Source organism: Turicibacter sp. GALT-G1 (genome assembly GCF_025594995.1).
In the GTDB taxonomy this organism is placed as follows: domain Bacteria; phylum Bacillota_I; class Bacilli_A; order MOL361; family Turicibacteraceae; genus Turicibacter; species Turicibacter bilis.
In genome coordinates this window covers 1-23,637 of sequence record NZ_JAMQUS010000072.1, presented here as the reverse complement: position 1 = coordinate 23,637, position 23,637 = coordinate 1, and the positions used below count along the sequence as shown (strand labels likewise).

24 protein-coding genes and 1 other annotated feature are annotated in these 23,637 nt (G+C 33.9%); all 24 genes read right to left on the bottom strand.

Going from position 1 to position 23,637, the window contains the following annotated elements; translation table 11 throughout:
- Positions 1-162 precede the first annotated feature (162 nt).
- The 24 genes from NEH74_RS11905 to hemA all read right to left on the bottom strand — a co-directional run bounded on the left by NEH74_RS11905 (position 163) and on the right by hemA (position 23,408).
- Positions 163-1,470 (bottom strand): IS1380 family transposase, encoded by a 1,308-nt coding sequence (locus NEH74_RS11905; RefSeq protein ID WP_055305830.1) that lies wholly within the window; start codon positions 1,468-1,470, stop codon positions 163-165.
- 151 nt (positions 1,471-1,621) lie between these two features.
- On the bottom strand, positions 1,622-1,774 hold the full coding sequence (locus NEH74_RS11900; protein WP_262948522.1) for a hypothetical protein: 153 nt from the start codon (positions 1,772-1,774) through the stop codon (positions 1,622-1,624).
- An 86-nt stretch (positions 1,775-1,860) separates the two neighbouring features.
- Positions 1,861-2,340: a glutathione peroxidase gene (locus NEH74_RS11895; RefSeq protein ID WP_055305831.1), complete on the bottom strand. Its 480-nt coding sequence runs from the start codon at positions 2,338-2,340 to the stop codon at positions 1,861-1,863.
- Between the two features lie 77 nt (positions 2,341-2,417).
- Entirely contained in the window at positions 2,418-2,849 is a 432-nt protein-coding gene (locus tag NEH74_RS11890; protein ID WP_055305832.1) for a MarR family winged helix-turn-helix transcriptional regulator, read from the bottom strand.
- 554 nt (positions 2,850-3,403) lie between these two features.
- The gene (locus tag NEH74_RS11885; protein WP_055305833.1) at positions 3,404-3,727 is read right to left on the bottom strand and encodes a hypothetical protein; all 324 of its coding nucleotides are present in this window, start codon (positions 3,725-3,727) and stop codon (positions 3,404-3,406) included.
- A gap of 314 nt (positions 3,728-4,041) precedes the next feature.
- Positions 4,042-4,371: a hypothetical protein gene (locus NEH74_RS11880; protein ID WP_055305834.1), complete on the bottom strand. Its 330-nt coding sequence runs from the start codon at positions 4,369-4,371 to the stop codon at positions 4,042-4,044.
- A gap of 227 nt (positions 4,372-4,598) precedes the next feature.
- Positions 4,599-5,309, bottom strand: a complete 711-nt coding sequence (locus tag NEH74_RS11875; RefSeq protein ID WP_055305835.1) for a hypothetical protein — start codon at positions 5,307-5,309, stop codon at positions 4,599-4,601.
- Positions 5,310-5,843: 534 nt separating this feature from the next.
- A complete protein-coding gene (locus tag NEH74_RS11870) occupies positions 5,844-7,448 on the bottom strand; it encodes a hypothetical protein (protein WP_262941407.1) in 1,605 nt (534 codons plus the stop codon).
- An 845-nt stretch (positions 7,449-8,293) separates the two neighbouring features.
- Complete coding sequence (locus tag NEH74_RS11865; protein ID WP_202966210.1) at positions 8,294-8,710, bottom strand: GNAT family N-acetyltransferase; 417 nt, start codon at positions 8,708-8,710, stop codon at positions 8,294-8,296.
- Between the two features lie 5 nt (positions 8,711-8,715).
- A complete protein-coding gene (locus NEH74_RS11860; protein WP_055275862.1) occupies positions 8,716-9,117 on the bottom strand; it encodes a hypothetical protein in 402 nt (133 codons plus the stop codon).
- 206 nt (positions 9,118-9,323) lie between these two features.
- Entirely contained in the window at positions 9,324-10,553 is a 1,230-nt protein-coding gene (locus tag NEH74_RS11855) for a response regulator (RefSeq protein ID WP_262941406.1), read from the bottom strand.
- 167 nt (positions 10,554-10,720) lie between these two features.
- The gene (locus tag NEH74_RS11850) at positions 10,721-10,912 is read right to left on the bottom strand and encodes a hypothetical protein (RefSeq protein ID WP_262941405.1); all 192 of its coding nucleotides are present in this window, start codon (positions 10,910-10,912) and stop codon (positions 10,721-10,723) included.
- A gap of 768 nt (positions 10,913-11,680) precedes the next feature.
- Entirely contained in the window at positions 11,681-12,670 is a 990-nt protein-coding gene (locus tag NEH74_RS11845) for a phosphotransferase enzyme family protein (RefSeq protein WP_055275868.1), read from the bottom strand.
- 68 nt (positions 12,671-12,738) lie between these two features.
- Positions 12,739-13,461, bottom strand: coding sequence for an amino acid ABC transporter ATP-binding protein (locus NEH74_RS11840; RefSeq protein ID WP_055244650.1), 723 nt, complete (start codon positions 13,459-13,461; stop codon positions 12,739-12,741).
- Positions 13,454-14,137 (bottom strand): amino acid ABC transporter permease, encoded by a 684-nt coding sequence (locus NEH74_RS11835; RefSeq protein ID WP_055244647.1) that lies wholly within the window; start codon positions 14,135-14,137, stop codon positions 13,454-13,456. The genes NEH74_RS11840 and NEH74_RS11835 overlap by 8 nt, the downstream gene beginning before the upstream one ends.
- A gap of 25 nt (positions 14,138-14,162) precedes the next feature.
- Positions 14,163-14,936 (bottom strand): transporter substrate-binding domain-containing protein, encoded by a 774-nt coding sequence (locus NEH74_RS11830; RefSeq protein WP_055305839.1) that lies wholly within the window; start codon positions 14,934-14,936, stop codon positions 14,163-14,165.
- Between the two features lie 174 nt (positions 14,937-15,110).
- Positions 15,111-15,335, bottom strand: a binding site (T-box leader).
- Between the two features lie 92 nt (positions 15,336-15,427).
- Complete coding sequence (locus NEH74_RS11825) at positions 15,428-15,562, bottom strand: hypothetical protein (protein WP_262941404.1); 135 nt, start codon at positions 15,560-15,562, stop codon at positions 15,428-15,430.
- Between the two features lie 160 nt (positions 15,563-15,722).
- Positions 15,723-16,319 (bottom strand): bifunctional precorrin-2 dehydrogenase/sirohydrochlorin ferrochelatase, encoded by a 597-nt coding sequence (locus tag NEH74_RS11820; protein ID WP_055275874.1) that lies wholly within the window; start codon positions 16,317-16,319, stop codon positions 15,723-15,725.
- A gap of 77 nt (positions 16,320-16,396) precedes the next feature.
- The gene (gene hemB / locus NEH74_RS11815; RefSeq protein ID WP_262941403.1) at positions 16,397-17,374 is read right to left on the bottom strand and encodes a porphobilinogen synthase; all 978 of its coding nucleotides are present in this window, start codon (positions 17,372-17,374) and stop codon (positions 16,397-16,399) included.
- 16 nt (positions 17,375-17,390) lie between these two features.
- Positions 17,391-18,896, bottom strand: a complete 1,506-nt coding sequence (gene cobA, locus NEH74_RS11810; RefSeq protein ID WP_055305842.1) for a uroporphyrinogen-III C-methyltransferase — start codon at positions 18,894-18,896, stop codon at positions 17,391-17,393.
- Positions 18,886-19,791, bottom strand: coding sequence for a hydroxymethylbilane synthase (gene hemC, locus NEH74_RS11805; RefSeq protein ID WP_055305843.1), 906 nt, complete (start codon positions 19,789-19,791; stop codon positions 18,886-18,888). The genes cobA and hemC overlap by 11 nt, the downstream gene beginning before the upstream one ends.
- Before the next feature lie 80 nt (positions 19,792-19,871).
- Positions 19,872-20,663 (bottom strand): sirohydrochlorin cobaltochelatase, encoded by a 792-nt coding sequence (locus NEH74_RS11800; protein ID WP_055305844.1) that lies wholly within the window; start codon positions 20,661-20,663, stop codon positions 19,872-19,874.
- A 196-nt stretch (positions 20,664-20,859) separates the two neighbouring features.
- A complete protein-coding gene (gene hemL, locus NEH74_RS11795) occupies positions 20,860-22,155 on the bottom strand; it encodes a glutamate-1-semialdehyde 2,1-aminomutase (protein WP_055275882.1) in 1,296 nt (431 codons plus the stop codon).
- Between the two features lie 17 nt (positions 22,156-22,172).
- Entirely contained in the window at positions 22,173-23,408 is a 1,236-nt protein-coding gene (gene hemA, locus NEH74_RS11790; protein WP_055275884.1) for a glutamyl-tRNA reductase, read from the bottom strand.
- Between the last annotated feature and the right edge of the window lie 229 nt (positions 23,409-23,637).

Genomic DNA, 23,637 nt, shown 5'->3' with positions numbered 1-23,637 from the left:
GCTGTGGACAGACTAAATTTTAGTCTAAACCACAGCTTTTTATCGTTTTGATTTTAAATTTGAGTCAATTGATACTCCAAATCTCTAAAAAAGGGTAGACTCCCCCCTTGGTGATGTGTTTCTCTAAAAAATATCTCATTTTCAAAGAACGACTTCAGTCACTTACTCTAACTGAATGGCCTGAATCGTTTTTAAACAATGATGGAAAACTTCTTTGTAAGGATGGTGACTACAGAGTTTGAACATGATTCTTCGTGATTGTTTCACTCGCTTGGCAGCGATTTTAATGAGTTTGATCCGTAAGGTTTCAATCTGCATCTTAGAAAACTCATGAGGTAATGTTAATCGTCTGACTCCATTGATGAGATTGTAAGCTAACACCATGAGTTGAATTCGGTTAACATTTGTCATCCAGTGCTTATGACTGACTTTATCCATTCTAAATCCATTTTTACACTCTTTGATATAGTTTTCCATCGTCCCACGTTTAGCGTATAGACTGATAACCATCTCCGGTCTTGTTTCCATGTTCGTCACTAAAAATAAATAATCGGGAATAAGTTCGCCTGCTTTTCGTCTCACTTGAACGATGACACGTCTTGGCCGATCCCAACTTTTTGCTTGATACTCAAACTCCCCATAGAATTGTTGAGAATATTGAAGTGAACACTCTTCCAAAAAAACATCCATTACTTCTTTAGCTAAACGATAGAGAGTAGCATTTGCCTTTAAACGGATCACATAGTTTGTGTTTAACGTTTCGCATAACTTATACAGTTCCTTATGAGCAAATCCACTATCTCCGCGAACGATTCGATAGCTCGATGTAAACCTCTTTTGATAGTGTGATAATAAGGGACCGATAAAAGAAACGATATTTCGTGAGGTATAAACATTCCCCGCACGAAGCTCAACTTTTAAACAGTCTCCAGTCATTCCATCAAAAACCATGAGAGGATGAAAGCCTTGTGCTTGATAGTGGGCATTAAAGGCCTTCCCATATTGATGACCATAGGTTTGAAAATGAGTGGAATCCACATCAAAAATAAAATGATGAGGCGTTTCGACTTGATAAAATTGCGATAATAGTTTTTGATTGATGAGTTCAAATTGCTTGCTTGTTTCCTTCGTCAATCGATGAGTAAAACGAGATAAAGTCGGTTGAGAAGCTAACGAGGGCTTATCAAGCAAAGTAGTTAATAAAGGGTCAACTCGTAACTCATCCGCATCATCAGCACAGTGATAACCAGCAATGGTTTGATAAATTTGTTGGAGACAGAGGTCGTGATTCGTATGAGTTCGAATCGCCTGATCAGTCTCTAAATAAAAATACTGTTTTAAGAGTTCTGGAAACTTCATGTGATGCATAAATTCTTGGATTAACAACAGTCCTGCATCCGACGTTAAATCCCCACCCTTGAAATTAAATTTAATCTTTTTATTGAAACGAAGTTGTTCTTGATGTATCATAAAAATGTAATCTCTCCTTAGTTTTGGTTTGGCGATTAAAACGATATCAAAAGAGAGATTATTTTCATAGTAAAATGCTTCACTTAAAAGGTGAAATAAAAAATAAAGAAAAAGCGTTGATTCCACTAAGGACTCAACGCTTTTTACATTTTTATAGTGAATAATTTAGGGTAATGACTGTTAACTCCTCAATTTCCAACAACGTCTTTTCAATGTCATACGCCGTTTGCAAATCAAGGGCTGACGTTCCTTCATCAAGCATTAAAATTGGCATCTGTTGAATAAGGGCACGTGCAATCGCCACTCGTTGCTTTTGTCCACCCGATAAATTTTTTCCATTCTCACCAACGCTCGTGTTTAAACCATAAAAAAAGACTACCTACGGTAGCCTTACTTTGATAATAATATTTCAATATCGTTCGCTATTTTTGATGGTTTAACTGTCGGCGCATAACGCTTAATCACATTTCCATCACGATCAATTAAGAATTTTGTAAAGTTCCACTTAATCTCTGAACCAAATAATCCTTTTACTTCTTGCTTTAAGTAACGATAGATCGGATGTGCATGAGCACCATTTACCTCAATTTTCTCAAACATGTTAAATGTAACCCCGTAATTTAACTGACAAAATTCTTGGATTTCTTGATTACTTCCTGAATCTTGTTTTGCAAATTGATTGCAAGGGAATCCTAAAATTTCTAATCCTTTTGAATGATAAGTCTGATACAATTCTTCTAACTCTTTAAATTGTGGCGTTAATCCACACTTACTTGCTGTATTAACGACTAAGACAACATTCCCTTTATACTGCTCCATTTTTACCATTTGACCATTCATTTTCTTTGCTTCTAATCCATAAAAATTCATTATTATCGCTCCTTATTATTTTATAAAATTTAATTTTATACAATTTATTGATGGAATAAAGAAGTTAAACCACTGGTTTAACCTAATTTGTGAAGTAATTGATCTAATAGTTGCTTAAGAGGTAGTAGCTCTTCATATGTTCCACTAATCTGACAGAACACGCGTTTTGGAACATCACTCATTTGATCCTTTAACTGTAAACCTGCTTCGGTGAGTTCAACGACTACGACTCGATCATCATTTGGATCACGATATCGATGAATTAAACCCATATTTTCTATTTTTTTTAAAAGAGGCGTTAAGGTTCCAGAGTCAAGATGTAACCTTTGACCAATCTCTTTTACTGTTAATCGCCTATCTTCCCACAACACCAACATCGTCACATACTGAGTATACGTTAAGCCATATTTATCTAGTACCGGTTTATATAACTTAATGACTTTGCGTGAAGCAGCATACAATGAGAAACATAATTGATTTTCTAACTTTAAATGCTCATAGTTATTCATGATGCTTCCCCTTTCGTCAAATTTAATTGCATACAATCAATTATGGGGTAATCATAGCATACTCCAAAGAACCTGTCAAATCTTATTATAAAAGGCTACATCTCATCTATCGATTATTTCGATCTGATTGGATTAACTATCTATGTTTATTTTCTTTATGTTTAGTTAAGGTAACTCGACGATCTATATCTTTCATAAAACCATTAAATAAAAAGAAAAATAAGAGACCTGCCACTATCACCCCAAACTTTCCCATTAAAACAATAAAATCCACAATCATCCGTTACTCCATCTTCCTACTCTATTATTCACATTTATTAACATATTCGTTATAACATATTTTTATTCCCTATTCATTTAAAAAGTGCCTTCCCTTCAGTGATTAGGTAGGCACTTTATTATGTCATATTCTCTTGATTAATATTTATCACCTCATAATTAATCAACGGCTCCACAATTCTCTCACGAACAACATGATTTAATCTAAAAGCATAAAAATTTAAAGACTAGATACCTACTTCATCAACCTTTTCCCTTTCAGTTCAAGCTAATTACTAATGATGTCGATGTTTGTACTCAAAGATAGCACTTATAGCTAGAGTGAGAATTAAATAAATTAAAATATAAATCCAAGAGGATTGATTTAAAAATAAAAACAAAGTCACAACATAAGAAATTGACGTCATAATAACTGCAACTAATAAACTACCACCGTAAAACGCAACTAATATTCCTTGCAATAAATACAAAAATGGAAATAATGCTAATAACGGAACATATACTTGAGCTCGATCAATTTCCGTTTCAGCTAACAATTCTCCAGCCAGTAAAGTAACAAATGGTAATCCATAAATCACATACTTCATCAACCGCTTCATCCACTCATCCTCCTTCATATGATTAACACCTAATACATCATATGACAGAAGTAGACGTTCCGTTTATAATTTTTTAATCTTTACTCATTTCGTTTTTTCCTTTATACAAAGAACGTTAGAAATAGTGAACTATTTACCATATAGTCTGAACTGATTGTTTCCTTAATAAGATTTGGATTCCTTACCCCAATTAAGCTCCTAGCCAAAAAACGATCAATCTCTTAAAAGTAGATACTTTAATAATTTTCTTAGCTGTGTTAGATAATCTTGTTGATATTTTAATTGAAATAAAATTTAACTCAATATTTTTTACACTAAATTCCTAAAATCCAAAAATAATCATTTTTATTAACATCATTATTTATCCAATCATCTATTTGAATAAAAAAAGTAATAATACATTCTTTTTGATTTTCTTTACTCAAAGCTATTTTCTTTACATTTTCCCACTCATGCAAAGTTATTTTCTGAGGCCCATAATAATGATATTGCGAAAAAACTTTATCTAAATAAGGCATTAATAATATAAACTCTTCATCTATAAGAAAAAGAGAATCTTCATTCCAATTTTCAGGATAATCTTTAGCGTAACAAAACTCATACATATCATGACTTTCTAAATCATTCTTCTTCAATAACTTCACATTATTTCCTCCCACATCCTAAATTTTCACTTTAAATTTTAGCAAATCCCCTGACTAAACGGTATTTTTATGACATTTTTGAATCCTTTATACTTAAACCATAGCACATTTCACCTTAAAAACTTTATTTCCCCATAAAAAAAGACAAGTTCCTATCTGTCAATATGTCCAGATCTAAAGACTTGCCTCTTGCCAAACTTCCTACGAGATGACTTTCTCTATCCTATTTAATAATAGAGTGAACGGGAATCAAAGTAATAGTTATCCATTGTTCCATTAAAAACTACTTCCCCCTCCTCATTAAATAAAACATATTCAAAAGCATGGGTTGAATAAGCTGAGTACTTACTTTCGTTACTTATATTCATTTCTTCATTAAGATAGATGGTTTGTCTTTCTTTTGGATAGAGAATCACCTTCTGCTCTAAAGTAATATAATCTTTGCCTGTCGCTACTTCTACTAAAGATGGAGATTTTATTTTAATATAAAACATCTGTGTATCTCGACTACAATTTTTAAGATCAATGATTCCATTTATGCTAAGTGTCTCCTCATTTCCTTCCATTTGCACCGATGTTTTTTCTCGATCTAGATAAATTGCATTTAAATCCTCCGAAAATCCTTTATAAATTTGAATGATATTTATCCAAATCCCCGAAAAAATATTAAACAAAATAAACATAACAATCATTCGTCGAAAGGCAGTTTTAATCAAAGTATTCTCTCGAATATTATTTAACTGTTTTAAACACACATACATCCCAACAACGACAATAATGCCCGAATAATGTATCGCCCAATTGCTCCTTCTAATCGATTCAAATATTCGTTCAATAAACAACTCTGGAATGTTATTACTGTTCCCTACTAAAATAAATATGACTAGTAAACCCAAATAACAAAGTAAAGCTTTTTGTTTATTAGATAACTGATTCATTTGTCCTCTCCCCATCAACTATCATTTAAATTTCTAGAAAATTATACCACAAATTTCCTATTGAATGAAATAAGTCTCTATTTAGTTCTGATTGTAAGATTAAGTGTAACATAGAAAAAAACGATTATTAATGATACTTACCTTCAATTTTTAACTTTTCCATATCTTACAACTACATATAAGATATAACCAAACACTGCTAGAATGAAAAGATACGTGAATAAAAAGCCCTCGATTCATGAATAGGATTCGATATAAATATAAGCCAACTCATATTCCGCTACAAGTGCCACGAATGTCGGTAAGATAAACTTCTAGAAAAATTGCTTTACCTTTGATAAATAGATCGCAAATACAAGATAAATATTTAAACATATCCCTTTCTATTAAATTTATCACATCCATTCTAACCGACTCTTCTTCTCCGTTAAACTCACTATCCCCTTCAAAAATGAATCTACTTTTGAGTTCTCCTCTTTTTCTATCAAATATAAAAAGGATAATCTCAACAGTAGGATTATCCTTAATATCTTTTTATTTTTTAAATTTTAACGTTAGTTTCATTAAATCACCATCGATTACTGATTCGAATACGCCTCGTTGTTGTTGAACTAATGCTTCTAAAGTGGCTAATAACTTCACATCTACCTCATCCTTTAAGACACTACGTGTAACGAAAACAATAAACTGCTCTTCATAAACGACCTCTAGATATACACGAGAATGTGGTAAAGCCTCATCTGCAATTCCACCTAATAACGTCTCCATTAATAGCTTCATTGAAGCCTCATGACTTGTAACAAAAATCGTCTCCTTTGGGAATCTTGTTTTTACCTCAAGCGAGACAAAACGTTCCTCAAATAATACCATCGTATCTGAAATTAATTTTGTCACATTAACGGGTTGTAGTGGTTGATTTAAATCACAAAGATTCATCATCGAATCTAACTGCTCAATGACTTCATCGACACCTTTAACTTCTTCTAGGCGTGGTTTCATCTCACTCAATGTGTCCCTAAATAATGCTAACTGTGAGGTGATGACCGCCACACGTGGATCTTCCTCAATCACCACTTTCTCCTCAACCATCGTTTTCGTCACAACTTTTGGACGACGCCAAAGCCAAATCAGCTGTCCTAAAATCGTATGACGACGAATCATCTGCCACGGACCAATAATAAAGAATTCTTTCAGATAAAGAGCATGAAGCGTGATAACCCCTATAAATCCACCCCAACAGATTAAATTGATAGCCGTTACTATCCATTGTGCACGATTCATTCCAAAATAGTAATCCATCGCTTCTAACAAATAACCAGATTGAGTAAAAATTAATAAAAATGGTGCTCCTATCACTGCAAAACACGTTCCGATCACAAATAAAAACCTTAACTCTAGGGGTACCACCATAAGTCCACGAACAATGGCTAAACGCTCGAACCAAGCAAATGGTACGATAAACGTGATTAACACGACAATAGCAGTTCCTACAATTAAATAAGGAATCACTGCTATCACATAACCTTCTTCTAGATGGTACTGTAATTGATTCGCAAAAAAACTATGACTCGAAAGTTCTTTAGGTACTCCGAAAATCATGCTCATGTCTTTTGCTTGATTATTATAAAACACATCATAATCGTTTAAAAATTGTTCAGTTGAGACACGATCCCCACCATAAATCTGCTTAATCGCTTCTTTCCCTTCTTGATCAAATTGAAACTCTACGACATACTGATACTGCGATTTAAGTTCCTTTGATGAAATCTCTTTTTTCCCCTCTAAAACTTGTGCCAATAACGCTCCATTTCGTTCTAATGTTTTTTCACCAGTTGAACTCTTCACATAATAATCTAAATCATTCCCACAAAGATTAATCCAATCTCCACCATACTCCACATCACTTGGAACCTCATCACGAGTGATGATATCTCCCGACATCTCAAATCCTAAATACTGTACCCCATCCGATAACGAATCTAAAAAACTATACGATTCAAAAAAGTTTCCTGCCCAACGATTCGCTTGAGTTTTCATATTTGGATATTGAGAATAAATTTCAACCGCACCTCCAATCACCATCACGGCTAAAACTAACCACGCGATGACTTTTTGACTTCTATTTAAAATTGCCTTCACCAAAGCACCACCTTTCATAAAATTCTGCTCTCATAAGCTCATCTATATTTTAATCCCTAAATCTTAATAAAAAACTGTCATAAATCTTAAAAATTTCTTAATATGCAACCTCATTATACACGAAAATCATTTTTTACCAAACCAAGAATTAAATTTCTTCTCCCTAATAAAAAAAGATGATCTCTAACCATAGAAATCATCGACTATATAGAAACAGACTGCTTCTTATCTATTCACTATTTCACAATAAAGTGATACATGACAGCTACGACTAAACCGATTGTCATCATATTTCGTAATACATAACCAAAGCTCACACGGTCTTGTCCATACTGATATTCTCCTCTTCGTTGCATCCTAACTACACTCCCTTAACTTTTCATTACGCATGATAAAAATGATTAGCCTTAACCATCTCACCTACAATTATACATAAAAAATGACGATTTCCAACAAAAGAAATCATCATTTTGCAATTATTGTATAATGAAATGAAACATAACCGCTACCACTAGTCCGATTGTCATCATATTTCGTAATACATAACCAACACTCACACGTTCCTCTTCATACTTATATTCCACTTTTCGTTGCATTTTGCATCGCACTCCCTTAACTTTATACAAACCGATAAATAATCTAGATATAAATAGAATTATTTTTTATCTTTCTAAGTCAGTCTTAGTACTTAAAGCTTTTGAATACTAAGGCATCCTAGATTCTATCTCTACAGAAAATTTATCGTGGCTTATATAATCGATACCCCTAATATATACTTAAAATCTTAAAATAACCTAATGATAATTCTTAATAATTTCTTAAGGTTCAGCCATATTTCAAAAAATCTATAATTTCTTCTTCAAGAAATACTCTAAATGACCTCTTGGGCAATCTTCTAATACTCCAAAAATTTCATAACCACACATTAAATAAAAAGCCTTCGCTTGAAAATCAAACGTTGACAAATGAACTAAATACCCACCTAATGCCTTGGCCACCTTTTCAGCCTCTGCTAACAACTGACTCCCATACCCTTGACGACGATACCTTGGATCAACCCACAACACATCTACATACAACACATGCCAACATACAAGTGTTGCCAAAACTCCTGCAATAACTTCACCGTTTTCATTCTTCAAACAACGATTTACTGGAATAAATGGATTCGTCTGCAAAAAAGGCTCCCGCGAATGATTATAAGCCATCAATGATTGATCGATGTAGTTCACCTCTTCATGAGTTGGAATTTCTAATAACACCTTTCTCATCCTTTCTGTTGTACCTTTTTATACCAATCAGATAACGTTACCCCCTCATACTCAACCTCAAAACAAAGCCCACCTCGAAACAGGCGTAACGTATCCTCTCCATTAAACATTAATATCTGTACTAGATCATCTCCATCATACAACTCATAAAACACCGCCGGTGCCAATAATAACTCATCATCCCGAACAAGATCCCCCTTTTTTGCGGTGTCAAGAATCTCAACTAACTCTGCAACGGACGATGGATCATTGATAACAACCGACACTTTACCAAGCGTTGAGGTCTCATCATTTAACACCACATGCACTCGATCAATCGAACAGGCACCGTCACTAGCAACCTGACTGCATCCTCCTAAAAACAAAAGCACCGCAACACTAAACCATCCTTTTTTCATTCCGTCGCCTCCTTACTAAAGTTTAATCACAACACTATCAAAATATGAAAAAAACTGTCTTCTCATAGACAGTTTTTAATTTATAACCGATTATAAAATTAGTAATGACGTCGATATATTTTATCAGACAAAATCTCTAAGTTTGCAGCCATTCACATACTATCATTTTCATAGTATTATCTTATCCATAATCCAATAAAGGATTATCATTTAGAAACTAATTTTTTCACACGATCCTGATAATCAGTTGGATTCTCTCCACAAAACTTTTTAAAGACGCGATTGAAATACAGTTGATCTTTGATCCCTACTAATTGAGCAACTTCTTTGACCATAATATTTGGACTTTTTAATAACTCTTTCGCCTTATAAATCCTTAACTCATTAATATAACTATTAATTGTTTTCTTTGTCTCCATTTTAAATAGTCGACTTAAATATGCCTCATTTAAACAGGCAAACGCTGATAGATCTTGAAGCGTAATGCGCTCATCATAATGCTCATGAATATAATTTAAAATAGATTGAATCTCTGGCCGATAATGTGATAACTGTTCAGCAGCAATAACAGACGACACATCACTTGGAACATCATTTTGAAATAACTTCGTACATGAAGTTAACTTATCTGTTGAATCAATCAATAATCGCTTAGATGCCTGTAACTCTGCCCTTAAATAATTTTTAATATTTTTAACAATCCTGAGCCAATGATCCATTAACACTTGCTCTTCAACAATCGTTCGTTCATATAAAGCCACTAAAATTTTCTCCTGAGTTAGATGAAGAACATCATGATCATACTTTTGAAACTCCTCTGCGATAATGGCATCAACATATAAAAACTGTCTTAATTCAATCGGTTGTTGAAATCTTAATCGATACAAACTTAATCGAGGCTCAAAGAGATGATACATCTTCACATATTGAGATAACTGTAACTCATTATAATAAACATCCCCTGTTAAAACCGTTGTTAAAAAAGTCTTACGTCCAATTTTAAAATTGTCTATTTTAAGTCGCTTTTCCTCCTCAAGTGCATGCTTTTGTAATAATTGCTTTTTTACTTGTTCTGAAACGAGCTCAATCATTGAGATAATGTCTGCTTCTTTTACATTGGTTTTCACATAGTAATCTAGCGCACCAAGCTTCATTACTTCACGACTCAAATCATAATCACTATGATTACTTAACACAATCACTTTCGTCTGATATCCTCGACTTCTGATTTCTTCAATTAACTGCAGACCATTCATTTTAGGCATTTCTAAATCCGTTAATATTAAATCAATTGGTTGCTGTGCCATGACCTCTAATGCTTCCATTCCATTTTCACACGTTGTTACAACCTGACAATCATACTGTTCCCAGTTCACAATACTCTGTAAATAGACACGAACAACTTGTTCATCATCGACAATTAAGATCTTTAACAAAGGATATTCCCCCTACCTATTTTGGTTTTGGTATCTTAATGATGACTACCATTCCTTCATTAAGGTGACTCACACTCATGTAAACATGATAATTGTATGTATTCAATGACATTAATCATTCCTATTGATGATCATCTACCAGCTAACTTTCCTTTTGCCTTCTTCGATCATAGCACTCCCGCTCCAATATCCTTCATTAACACCCAAATCGAATCTAACCTGCTGCGAACTTTTATCATAACTTTCAAATGACTTGATTTATTTAATACATGTAGCAAACGATTTACTACCATCAGATGCAAAATAAACTTCGGCATATTATTGCCTAAACACGCTTCATCTAAATCGAGCTCAGACATAAACAAATCCCTATAACGCCTTCGCTAAATTAAAATCTACTCCTCCAGGGTTCTTTAATTGTAGCCTTTTCCTTCATATCACTAATCGTTCTGCCCAATAATCATGAGAGTCCCCCAATTTCCTCAAATGGACTTCACTTCCAACATCCTGCTTATCCCTATCATCAAATTTAAATTACTAAAGAAGAGACGTGAATTAGGCCTTATCCTATCCTTCAAGTTAAATAAATATCTCTAATCCCTTATACTCACAATCAGAACTGTGCTCATCAATGACATCACTTCAACAAATCAATTCTAAAGCTTATACCTTAAAAATCCATTTTACCCTCTTATCATATAACACCAATGTAAACTGGCATAAGCTTACCTCAACCCTGTATCCATCCTCTCTTCTTTACTTTTCCTAATTATACCACAATAATAAAGCGCTTTCTATATTAGAGAGTCTAAAATAGTCGTATATTTTCACTTAATTAATAAAAATAAACCTTAATCAAACAACAATCTAATAGAGTAACATCAACTACAAGCATGACCTGGTTTTATAAATGAACTTTCTCTAATATATAAGTCTCGATAAGTTTTTCACAATATAAACTCTTAGAGCCCTAGTAATAGCGACTTATTTCACAAGTGAAACTGCTCGGTCACTCATCCCATTAAAAGGAAACTTACATCAAGACAAAATTAAAAATATGAGTTTGATACTCAACAAATTGAAGGAAATAATAAAAGGACTGCCTCAAAATGAGATAGTCCTTTTTATCATTCACAATTACTTAATAATTCAATTAAGCGATTCCCATTTTCTTCAATCCAACTCGATTGCTCAACAAGTTTTACAATCTGCTTACTTAAAAATTCACCTTTTCCTACAATTTCCGAGGAAATATTACGTCGATAACGTACGATAAAATGCATGACAACATCTAGTCGACGAAGTAAAATTAATGACGGTAAAACCTCAGTCTCTTCCTTCGTTAATTGCAATGATTGTTTTAATCCTTCGATAAACGCTTCTAACCTCGGCCAAACTTCATCCTGACCTTCAGATAAAATCTCAGACAAACAAATCGCAATCTCCATCGCTCGTAAATCTTTCGTCACAAATTCAAAATCTAAAATGCGTGAAATCATTCCCGCTTCATCCATCAACAAATTTGACGAGTTAATATCCCCATGAATAAGTTGTTGAGGTAACGTCTTAAATCTCTCACTTAAGTTCATTAAGTCCTCATAAACTCTCTCAACCACTTTTAACTCCTCATGTAATGATTCAAACTCTTCGTATGGATGTTGACAAAACTCACAGATTTGATGGTTAGGATATGCCTCATCTAACTCATAATACGGTGAATAGCCCTCTTTATCAACCTCTAACTTTCCTAACGCGCGACTTAGCTTTCCAATCATTTCACCATAATTTTTGTATTGATCCAGCCTCTCTAATTTTAAATTAACCCCCTCCTGATACTCAAATAGTACCGCAATCTTATCATACATGCGTACTAAATAATCCCCTCTCATTGTCGGCACTAAAACAGGAACTGGGACTCCTTTAATCCTTTTTAAAATCTCTTGCTCGACTTGAACCAAGTTTTCATCACTATGATTTTGATACACACGTAACACATATTTTTTTCCTTCATGTTCAATGAATCGAGTCAAATTATTCATACCCGATGCACCCTGATGAATCTGACAGTCACTTAGAAAATAACAAGCTAAAATCTCTTTTAATTGATTTAATTCCATGACTTCTCCTCCTAAAATATCTTCATTATAACATAGAAAAAATCACTAGTTAAACTAGTGATTTTTGTTTATAAAACTTTCGCTAAAAACTCTTTTGTACGTTCATGTTTTGGAGCAGTAAATAACTGTTCAGGGGTCGTATCTTCAAGCACTTGTCCTTGATCAATAAAGATTGCACGTGTCGCGACTTGACGGGCAAACCCCATCTCATGCGTCACAATGACCATCGTCATGCCACCTTCTCCTAACTCTTTCATCACATCTAAAACTTCCTTCACCATCTCAGGATCTAATGCCGAAGTTGGTTCATCAAATAACATTAACTTTGGATTTAATGCTAATGAACGAGCGATGGCCACACGTTGCTTTTGTCCCCCTGATAACTTCGATGGATACACATCTATTTTATCGGCTAAGCCTACACGTGTTAATAAATTAAACGCAATTTCCTTAGCTGATTGATCATCCATTTTCTTCAGAAGTTTTAAAGCTAACGTAATATTTTCACCAACCGTTTTATTCGGAAATAGGTTAAAATTTTGGAACACCATCCCGATATGCTCACGAATTTCATTTAAATTCGTTTTGGGGTCTAACAAATTAGTTCCTTCAAACAAAACCTCTCCAGCTTCTGGAACTTCTAACAAATTCATACAACGTAATAAAGTCGATTTTCCCGATCCAGATGGTCCAATAATCGTTACAATTTCCCCTTCTTTAATTTCTAAATCAATCGAATGCAAAACTTGTTTTCCGTGGAAATATTTTGATAATTGATTAATCTTAAGCATCTTGGTCTAATCTCCTTTCAAATACTGATACTAGCTTTGAGCATACTGATGTTAAAATGAAATAAATGAATGCAGCTACAATATAAACCCCAAATGCATTATAAGTTGCTGCCGTCACCTTATCCGCATTATACATTAAATCTGCCAACCCAATCACTGAAACAATTGCTGACTCTTTAATAATGACAACAAACTCATTTCCAAGCGCCGGCAAAATATTTTTAATCGCTTGTGGTAAAATGATGTGCTTTAACGTCTGTTTCTCACTTAATCCAAGTGATCGTCCTGCTTCCATTTGTCCTTTATCAACGGCTTGAATTCCAGCTCTGAAAATTTCTGCCACATATGCCCCTGAGTTAATGGCTAATGCAATAGCTCCAATAATAAACTCTGCTGGAATTGGTCCCACAGGTTTTAGCCTAATATGGAACAACTGAGGAATTCCAAACCAGAAAATAAATAACTGAATCATTAACGGTGTTCCACGGAAAAAGGCAATATAAACATCAGCTAACTTATTTAAGATTTTCCCAAAAAATCCTTTATTATTAAATCTTGTAATGGAAACTAACACTCCTATCAATGTTCCAAAAAGCACTGTTAATAAGGCTAATAAAATAGTGACTCCTGTTCCTTTTAAAAACATAGGATAGTAATCAATAATAAAATCAAACATCTCTTCACCTACTTCATTTCTTTAATTATTCATTCGCAATTTTCATTGCTTCTTCTAACATTTCTCCAAGTGTCCCATCTGCTTTTAACTTCGCAATGACTTCATTGACTTTTGCTGTTAACTCATCTGATCCTTTCGGAAGAGCAACAGCCATTGCCTCTTCTGAAGAAATTGTGACATCTGAAACAACAACATTATCAAACTCTTCAGCGTAACGATCCGCAATATCTTTTCCTAGAATAACAGCATCTACATTCCCATTACTTAACTCTAAGACAATTGATTGAGTCGTAGCTAATTCTTTGACACTTGATGTAAATGACTCTGCAATTGGGGTTTGAATACTTCCTAACTGAGTTCCAATTTTAATATCTTTTAAATCAGATTCTGTTTGATACTTAGCTACATCATCTTCTCTAACTAATACTGCATTCTCACCAGTGTAATAGAAATCTGAAAAATCAACTTGTTTAAGACGTGTTTCATTTGGAGACATTCCTGAAATCACCATATCCACTTGCCCTGACTGTAAAGCACCAATTAACGAGTTAAAATCCATGTTTTTAAATTCTACTTCTACCCCTAATTCCTCTGCAATTTTTTCAGCTAACATCACATCAAAACCAACTAATGTCTCTTTTCCATCAATCATTTTGTAGAACTCAAATGGAGGATAATCTCCTGATAATCCAACTAATAACGTTCCCTCTTTTTCGATATCTTCAATTGAGATTCCCTGTTGACCACAACCAACAACGCCCACTAACATTAGCATTAAAACCATTAACATCTTTTTCATAATTTTTCTCCTCCTTATTTTCTCTTTCATTTAATTTGACCCTTTTCGACAAACAAAAAAGACCGCCTCTTTAATCAAGAGGCGATCTTTTACCGCGGTACCACTCTTATTGATACATTCTATTACATCAATTAAAATGGCATATGTTTATAAAAAAAGTCATCTCTTATAAACATAAGAGACGACCCACTGACCGCGTTACCACTCTAATTGATACAACAAACTTGTATCCACTCTGCTCTGTAAGGGGAGTACCCAATTATCATACTCTATACTCATGTATATTTGTGATAATTTCCATAGAAGGGCGTTTCACACATAAGAACTGGCTAGACTCTCACCAACACTAGCTCGCTTGGCAGTTGACCTTATTGCTACTTTCTTCGTCAAAGGATTTATTCAAATCAAATTGTTAGTTACATTTTAAGGCACGATATTTAAAAAATCAAGAGCTTTTTTTAAAATTTTTTTCTGGAGCCTTCTAAGAAATTTTACCACATACTTCCTATTAACCATAAAAATCTTACAACCTTAACATCACTTAAAAGCGTTGTCATCATGATGAAAACAATGATTGTATCCCCACCACAAATCTCTTCTTTTACCTTCGAAAAAAGAGACATCATGCCTCTTTTTCACCCTTAAAATATTTTTTATGTTTGATTATTAACGTCTCTTATTTGCTTTCGTTAGATGAGTTAAAAATATAAATTTTTCCATATCTCGTAAGAAGGCTGGTCATAGATCTATAATAATATGACTCCCTAAATTCCAAATCATTGGAGTCTATTCCCCCTCTGACATATACTTTCTACCTTCTTCTTTAAGTGCATCTAAATCGAGTTTAATCAGTTCTTGAATCAACCTTCGTCTGACCTTCACATCCTCATACTGCTCAATAATCTGTTGCCTTATCACGCCCAACAGATGCACATATTCCTCATAACTATCATCATATTTTTTTTCCAACTCCATCCGAATCTTTTTTGACAATGATGGACTTTTACCGCCGGTTGAGACACTTAAAAGTAAATCGCCTCTTTTCACATATGATGGTACTGTGTAGTTAGAAAGACTAACACTATCAACTACATTCACAAGTTTTTGATGGAGATGACAATACTCCCCAATAGCTTGATTAATCACTTGATTATCCGTTGCTGCCACTACCATCTGAGCATGTTGAATATATTCTTCTTTATAACTATCCCAGATTAATTCCACATTTTCTAGTTCATAAAATAATTCAATAAATGATGGTGCCACAACCTTAACCGATTTATTAAACTCGCTAAAGTTTTTACATTTTCGATAGGCTACTTCTCCTCCACCAATCACCACAATTTCAACATGATTCAACTCTAAATTAATTGGATAAAGCATCGTAAAAACCTCCCTCCTAACAGACTTAAAAAAGCTAACTACCATTTATCGTAATCAGCTTTTTTTATGCCATACACTTATTTCATCTCTTTTAACATCTTCGCTAAATCTTTTGCAAAATAAGTAATGATAATATCTGCTCCAGCACGCTTGATTGACATCACTGATTCATAAATCGCCCCTTCAGCTAAAATCCCGTTTTTCACTGCTGATTTTAACATCGCATATTCCCCACTCACATTATACGCTGCCAATGGTAAATCAAAACGATCTTTTACACGTCTAATGACGTCTAAATAAGAAAGAGCTGGTTTGACCATTAAAATGTCTGCCCCTTCTAAGACATCTAACTCTGCTTCTATTAAAGCTTCATTCGAATTAGCAGGGTCCATTTGATACGTTTTACGATCCCCAAACGCTGGTGCTGAATTTGCCGCTTCTCGGAATGGTCCATAGAACGTTGATGCATATTTTACACTATATGACATAATTCCGATATTTTCAAATCCCGCCTCATCTAATCCATCACGAAGTGCCTTAATTCGACCATCCATCATATCTGAAGGTGCCACCATATCAGCCCCTGCTTTCGCATGACTAATCGCAATTTTAGTTAGATAGTCTAAAGTCACATCATTTTTGACATAACCTTGTTCATTTAAAATTCCACAATGGCCATGACTCGTATACTCACACATGCAAACATCCGTAATCACATTCATCTCTGGATCCACTTCTTTAATACGGCGAATGGCACGTTGAATCACACCATTCTCATTAAACCCTTCACTCCCACACTCATCTTTTTCATGATCATGAGGAATCCCAAATAAGATGACGTGCTCAAGACCTAATTCTCTTAACTCCTTAATCTCATCTTCTAACCTATCAACTGAAAAATGATACACATCAGGTAGTGATGAAATTTCTCGTTTAATTCCTTCACCTTCAACAATAAATAGTGGGTAAATAAAATCTTCTACATTTAACTTCGTTTCTCTCACTAAATTTCTAATTGCCTTATTTGCTCTTAAGCGTCGTGGTCTTCTTAACATGATTCAAACCTCCAAATTACTCAACTACAATGGCTTCCACAATCTTCTCAATTGTTGCCTTTTCTGCTTCCTTATATACATCAACATTCAAATCTCTCGCTGTTTTTGATGTGACAGGACCAATCGAAATCACCTTAGAATTTTTAATTTTATCTAAATTTTCTTCTCCAATAATCTCTACAAAATTTTTCACCGTTGAAGAACTTGCAAATGTAATATAATCCACACGTTCTTGATTTAAAATCTCTAAGATTTCATCCTTCTTACTGAGATCAATCACACTCTCATACGTATGAACTTCTTTAACTTCACAAATTTCTCTTAATTTTTCCACTAAGAAATCACGAGCATTCTTCGCTCTTGGAATTAAAATTTTATCTTCAGACGTTAGCTGTTCTTTTAATGCTTCATATAACTCTTCTGCAACAAAACGCTTCGGTATAACATCCGCTCTAATTCCTCTTGCTTTAATCTCTCTTGCTGTTGCCGCTCCAATCGCACAAACCTTTACATGAGCAAGGGCTCTTGCATCCAACTCCATCTCATCTAATTTATCAAAGAAAATATCAACCGCATTCTTACTCGTTAACACTAAATACGTATAATCCTTTAATTCACGGATTTCTTGCTCCAATGCCACATTATTTTCAATCTTTTCAATCTTAATCGTTGGAATCTCAATTGGGTTCCCGCCTAAATCCATAATCTTCTCAACTAATGAACTACTTTGTGTACGACTTCTTGTTATCATGATATTTTTCCCAAACAACGGCTTATTCTCAAAGAAATTCAACGTCTCTCGTAAATTCACAACCGATCCCACCACAATTAATGTCGGTGGCTTTACCTTTTCTCTTACCGCTGTTTCATGAACCTCATCAAGCGTTGAAATAATCACTCTTTGATTTGGTCGCGTCGCCCAACTAATTAAAGCCACTGGCGTATCTTTCGGCTTCCCCTCTTTAATGAGGTTCTCACTAATCTTTTTCAAATTAGCCACTCCCATTAAAAATACAAGCGTCCCTCCCGTATTCGCTAAAGCATTCCAATTAATTTCAGGATTTTCTTTATCATCCGCTCTTAAATGACCAGTAACGACATGAAAAGATGACGCATGGTCTCGGTGGGTAATTGGAATTCCAGCATAGCAAAGCCCACCAATCGCAGACGTAATTCCCGGAACCACTTCAAAATCGATACCTTCAGCTTTTAAAACTTCACCTTCTTCTCCACCTCGACCAAATACATAAGGATCTCCCCCTTTAAGGCGTGTGACAATCTTTCCTTCCTTCGCTTTATCCGCAATGACGCGATTAATCTCTTCTTGCGGAAGTGTATGCTGACTTGATGCCTTCCCAACATAAATAAACTCACAGTTTGATTTTGCCTCTTTTAAATAATTAACATTAGCTAATCGATCATAAACAATAACATCTGCTTCCCTGATACAGTCTAACCCTTTTAACGTTAATAATTTATAATCACCAGGACCTGCCCCTACAAGGTATACTTTACCCTTCATAATTCTCATACTCCTTTAAGACTAATTGGGCTAACTCAACTCCAAGATCAATCGGAGATTCTATACTTCCTTCTAATGTTTTAATAACCAATTTACTTCCCTCTTCATTTCCATACAACCCTGTTAATTTCAACTGATCACCAACAATCTCACAATAAGCTCCCATAGGAACATGGCAACTTCCATTAACACCAATTAAAAAACCTCGTTCAGCAGCTACTCGAACTTGTGTCACTTCATCTTTAATACTATTAACTAAACTCTCAATTTCTAAATCATTCTCACGAATCTCAATGGCTAGTGCTCCTTGTGCAGGGGCTGGAACCATTAAATCAACAGGGAAATAGTAACTGATTTGTTCAGTCATTCCTGCTCGAATCATCCCTGCTGCTGCAAGGACGATTCCATCTAAATTTTCATCTTTAATCTTTTGAATACGTGTATCAATATTCCCTCGAATTGGAACAATCTCTAAATCTGGTCGATACTTTAATAATTGATACTTTCGTCGCTTACTACCTGTCCCAATTTTAGCACCTCGTGGCAAATCATCAATATTCTTGTAACCCTCTTTTAAAATTAAAACATCACGTGGATCTTCTCTTTCAGGCGTTCCAGCAAATCTCAACCCCGCAGGTAAAGTGGAAGGCATATCCTTCATACTATGTACCGCAATATCGATTTCTTTATCTAAAAGTTGTTGCTCAATTTCTTTAACAAATAATCCTTTATCGCCAATTTTATCTAAAGATAAATGTTGAATTAAATCACCTTTCGTTTTAATAATCTTTACTTCAAATTCAACCTGTGGGTTTCGCTCTTTTAATTGATCAATGACCCAATTTGTTTGTGTAAGAGCCAACTTACTTCCTCTTGTTCCAACAACTACTTTCATCATGAATCTCCTTGTATATCGATCTTCTGTACTAATTTCTTTACTATAAGTATATCACTGTTTCATAAACTCATATTTAACTAATTGATAATATTTAATGATTCTAGACATTTCAGCGCACGCTTCACAAATATCTCTTGTATCTTAATATTTTCTCCTAATCCTTGAAGATGAACCTCAACCTCAAATCCTTCTCCTTCCAATACATTCCTCCAAGAATCTTTTTTATCACCAGTCATATCCTTGACCGCATGATAGCCCGCAACTAACATAAGTGGCATTAAATGAACCCCTCTTATATTCTGACAATGCAAATTCTCAATCACCTGTTCTAACTTTAAGTCCCCTTCTAACGTTGCTACATAAGCATTGATTCCATGACCTATTATCATAGACTCTATTTTTGAATACTGTTCATTTGATTGAGTCATCGTACCGTGTCCCATAAATACTAACGCTTCATTTTCTTTCAAATCAGGTAGCTGATCCTCAATCGCCTCTACAACCTCATCATAATTTTCATGATCTACTAGTAAAGGCTTCCCTAAAACAATCTTCTGGAATTTAGATTTATATTGTCTGACCACTTCGCTTAACTCCTGATACTCCTCCCCACAAAGAATATGAAGTGATTGAACAATTACCTCTTGGTACCCCTTTTTATATAAATTTTCTAAAGATTGCTTTGGGGTATCGATATGGATTCCATCCTTGATTTTTATCTTTTCAATGATCTTATCTGAAGTATAAGCATGATAAAAATCATAATCACTTAAACAGTCATGTATTTTCTTTTCACATGCTCTAATGGTTTTATCTCGTGTTTCTTTATAACTTGTTCCAAAACTTACGACGAGTACTGCTTTATTCATACTTAACCTCCTTATTCATCATCTATTTACTATCTTACTTAGTCTATCTAAATAAAATCGAATTTATTTTTGAGAAAAAATTAACCTAGCCAAATGGCTAGGTTTTTTTGTTATACTTATTCTCAAATGTTTTATGATAAATCTCTTTAAATGATGTAAAATAGAGGATTTTATTTCGTTTAATATTATTCTGCTATTATAAATTATGTGCAACTTTTAATGCTTCATAATTAGCTGCGATTGTTTTTTCAATATCTTCGTCAGTATGAGCATTCGATAAGAACATTGCTTCATATTGACTAGGACCAATTAAAATCCCTCGCTTTAGTAGCTGGGCAAAATACTTATTAAACTTTTCTATATCACATTTTTTTGCATCATCATAGTTCTCAATAGGACCTTTAGCAAAGAATAAGCATACTAGAGAACCTGCTCTAGTCACAGTATAATCTAAATCTAATTTTTCTAAATTAGTATTTATTCCATCCTCTAATTTTTTAGCTTTTCTCTCTAATTCAGTATATATTTGAGGATTATCTCTTAAGATTTCTAAATTCTTTTTCCCCATATACATCGCTAATGGATTCCCAGATAGGGTTCCTGCTTGATAAACAGGCCCAATAGGAGAAACGACACTCATGATTTCTTTTTTTCCACCGTATGCTCCAACAGGAAGACCAGCACCTATAATTTTCCCAAAGCAAACCATATCTGGATTAACACCAAAATAGGCTGGAGAACTATTATAACTTAATCTAAATCCAGTAATAACTTCATCAAATATTAAAACTGCCCCATACTCAGTACATACTTCTCGTAGTAATTCAATAAATTCTTGTTTACCTTTAACTAATCCCATATTTCCAGAGATAGTTTCCACGATGACTGCCGCAATCTCATTCCCTTCTTCTTTAAAAATTTCTCTTACGGCATCTAAGTCATTATACTTACAAACTAATGTATGTTTAACAACATCATCTGGTACACCTGGACTTGTTGGAACCCCATAAGTAATCGTTCCTGAACCTGATTGTACTAGTAGAGAATCGGAATGACCATGATAGCATCCTTCAAACTTTAATATTTTGTTTCTTCCAGTATATCCTCTTGCCACTCGTAATGCACTCATAGTTGCTTCTGTCCCAGAGTTAACCATACGAACTTGATCAATGGCCGGATAAGCCTCAACAATTATTTTTGCCATATCAACTTCTATTTGAGTAGGAACTCCATAGCTTGTTCCCTTTTTGATAACCTCTTCTATTCCCTCACTTAATTCTTTTGGAGAATGACCTAACATCAGAGGCCCCCATGAACAGATATAATCAATATATTCATTACCATCTACATCATAAATCTTACTTCCATGTGCATGATCAACGAAAATAGGACTTAAACCTACTGATTTAAATGCTCGAACGGGGCTATTAACACCGCCAGGAATATACTCAACCGCTTCTTTGTAAATTTGTTCTGACTTTTCATTTATCATATAGGTACCTCCACAGGTTAAACTTCAAATAATTCTTCGATTAATTTAATATACTCGTCTCTTTTTCCTTTATCTTTAACTTGCTTTAATTTAACAATGGGCTCTCTAATTAATCGCTTAAGAGCAGACTCCATCATGCGATCAACTAATTTCTGTTCTCTTACATCAAGATTTAATTTTCTAAATAAATATTCTAATGAATCTTCTTTAATTTCAAGACATTTTTCATTTAATGACTTAATAGTAGGATCAATGTTCGCTGATTCTAACCATTCTATAAATTCATCAATTTTTTCATGAATTATTTGATATCCTATACCTGCTAATTCATTTCTTTTGACATCATTTTCATCATGAATTTTCTTTAAATCATCTATATCATAAACTACCACATGGTCAAGGGTATTAATATTAGGATCAATATCCCGTGGGAGTGCAATATCCATCATATATATCCTATGATTTAATGTTGGCATTTTATCTAATTTTAATACTGTATGAGGAGCAGCAGTAGCACTAACAACGATATCAACATTTTGTAAGACTTCATACCTTTCATCATATTGAATAGGTATGACATTTTGAAATTGATCGCTTATGTTACTAACTTTACCGTGACTTCTATTAGCTAGGTATATATTTCCTATTCTTTCTTCTTGAAGATAAGTCATTGTTAGTCGACTCATTTTACCATATCCAATTATCAATGCATTTTTATTTTGTAAGCATCCAATTTTTTCTTTTAAAAGTTTCACACCAATGTAACTAATAGAGAGTGGCTGTTCAGAAATCTTTGTTGTCGTTTTAATCTCTTTTGCAGTAGTAACCGCCTCTCTAAAAAGTTTATTAAAAACCTTTTTACTTGAACCCAATTGCATAGCAAATTCATGTGCTTTTTTTACTTGTCCTAAAATTTGATCCTCACCCAATACAATGGAGTCTAAGCCAGCTGTAACCTCGAAAATATGACTGACTGCGTCTCTTCCTATCTTTGAAAATAAATAGTTCTTAATTTCTTTCTCATCAAAAAAATCTTCATAAAAATTAGCTAGAAGATTTATTTTTTCCTGTATATTTTCACATCTAACATAGATTTCACTTCGATTGCATGTAGATAGTATAACAATTTCACTTATATCTTTATCTAATAAGGAGTTTATAGCCTCTATCTTTTTTGTATCTGTAAATGATACTTTTTCTCTTACACTAATGGGTGCCGAATTATGATTGACTCCTATAACTCCTATATTCATAGCTGACCTCCAACAATAATTCTTGATTTATTATCCCATAATAGTATACCCCAATTAAAGTTCATTTGTAAATTTGCATATAGAAAGTTCATGATATTAATTCTAAACATCTATAAATTTTAATTTCTAAATAATCGAGTTTAAAATACCTCTAGATAACAAAAAAAATGCTCTTTAAGCATCTTCATAAATTATAAAAAAAGCACTCTAAGAGTGCGACTATTCGAAT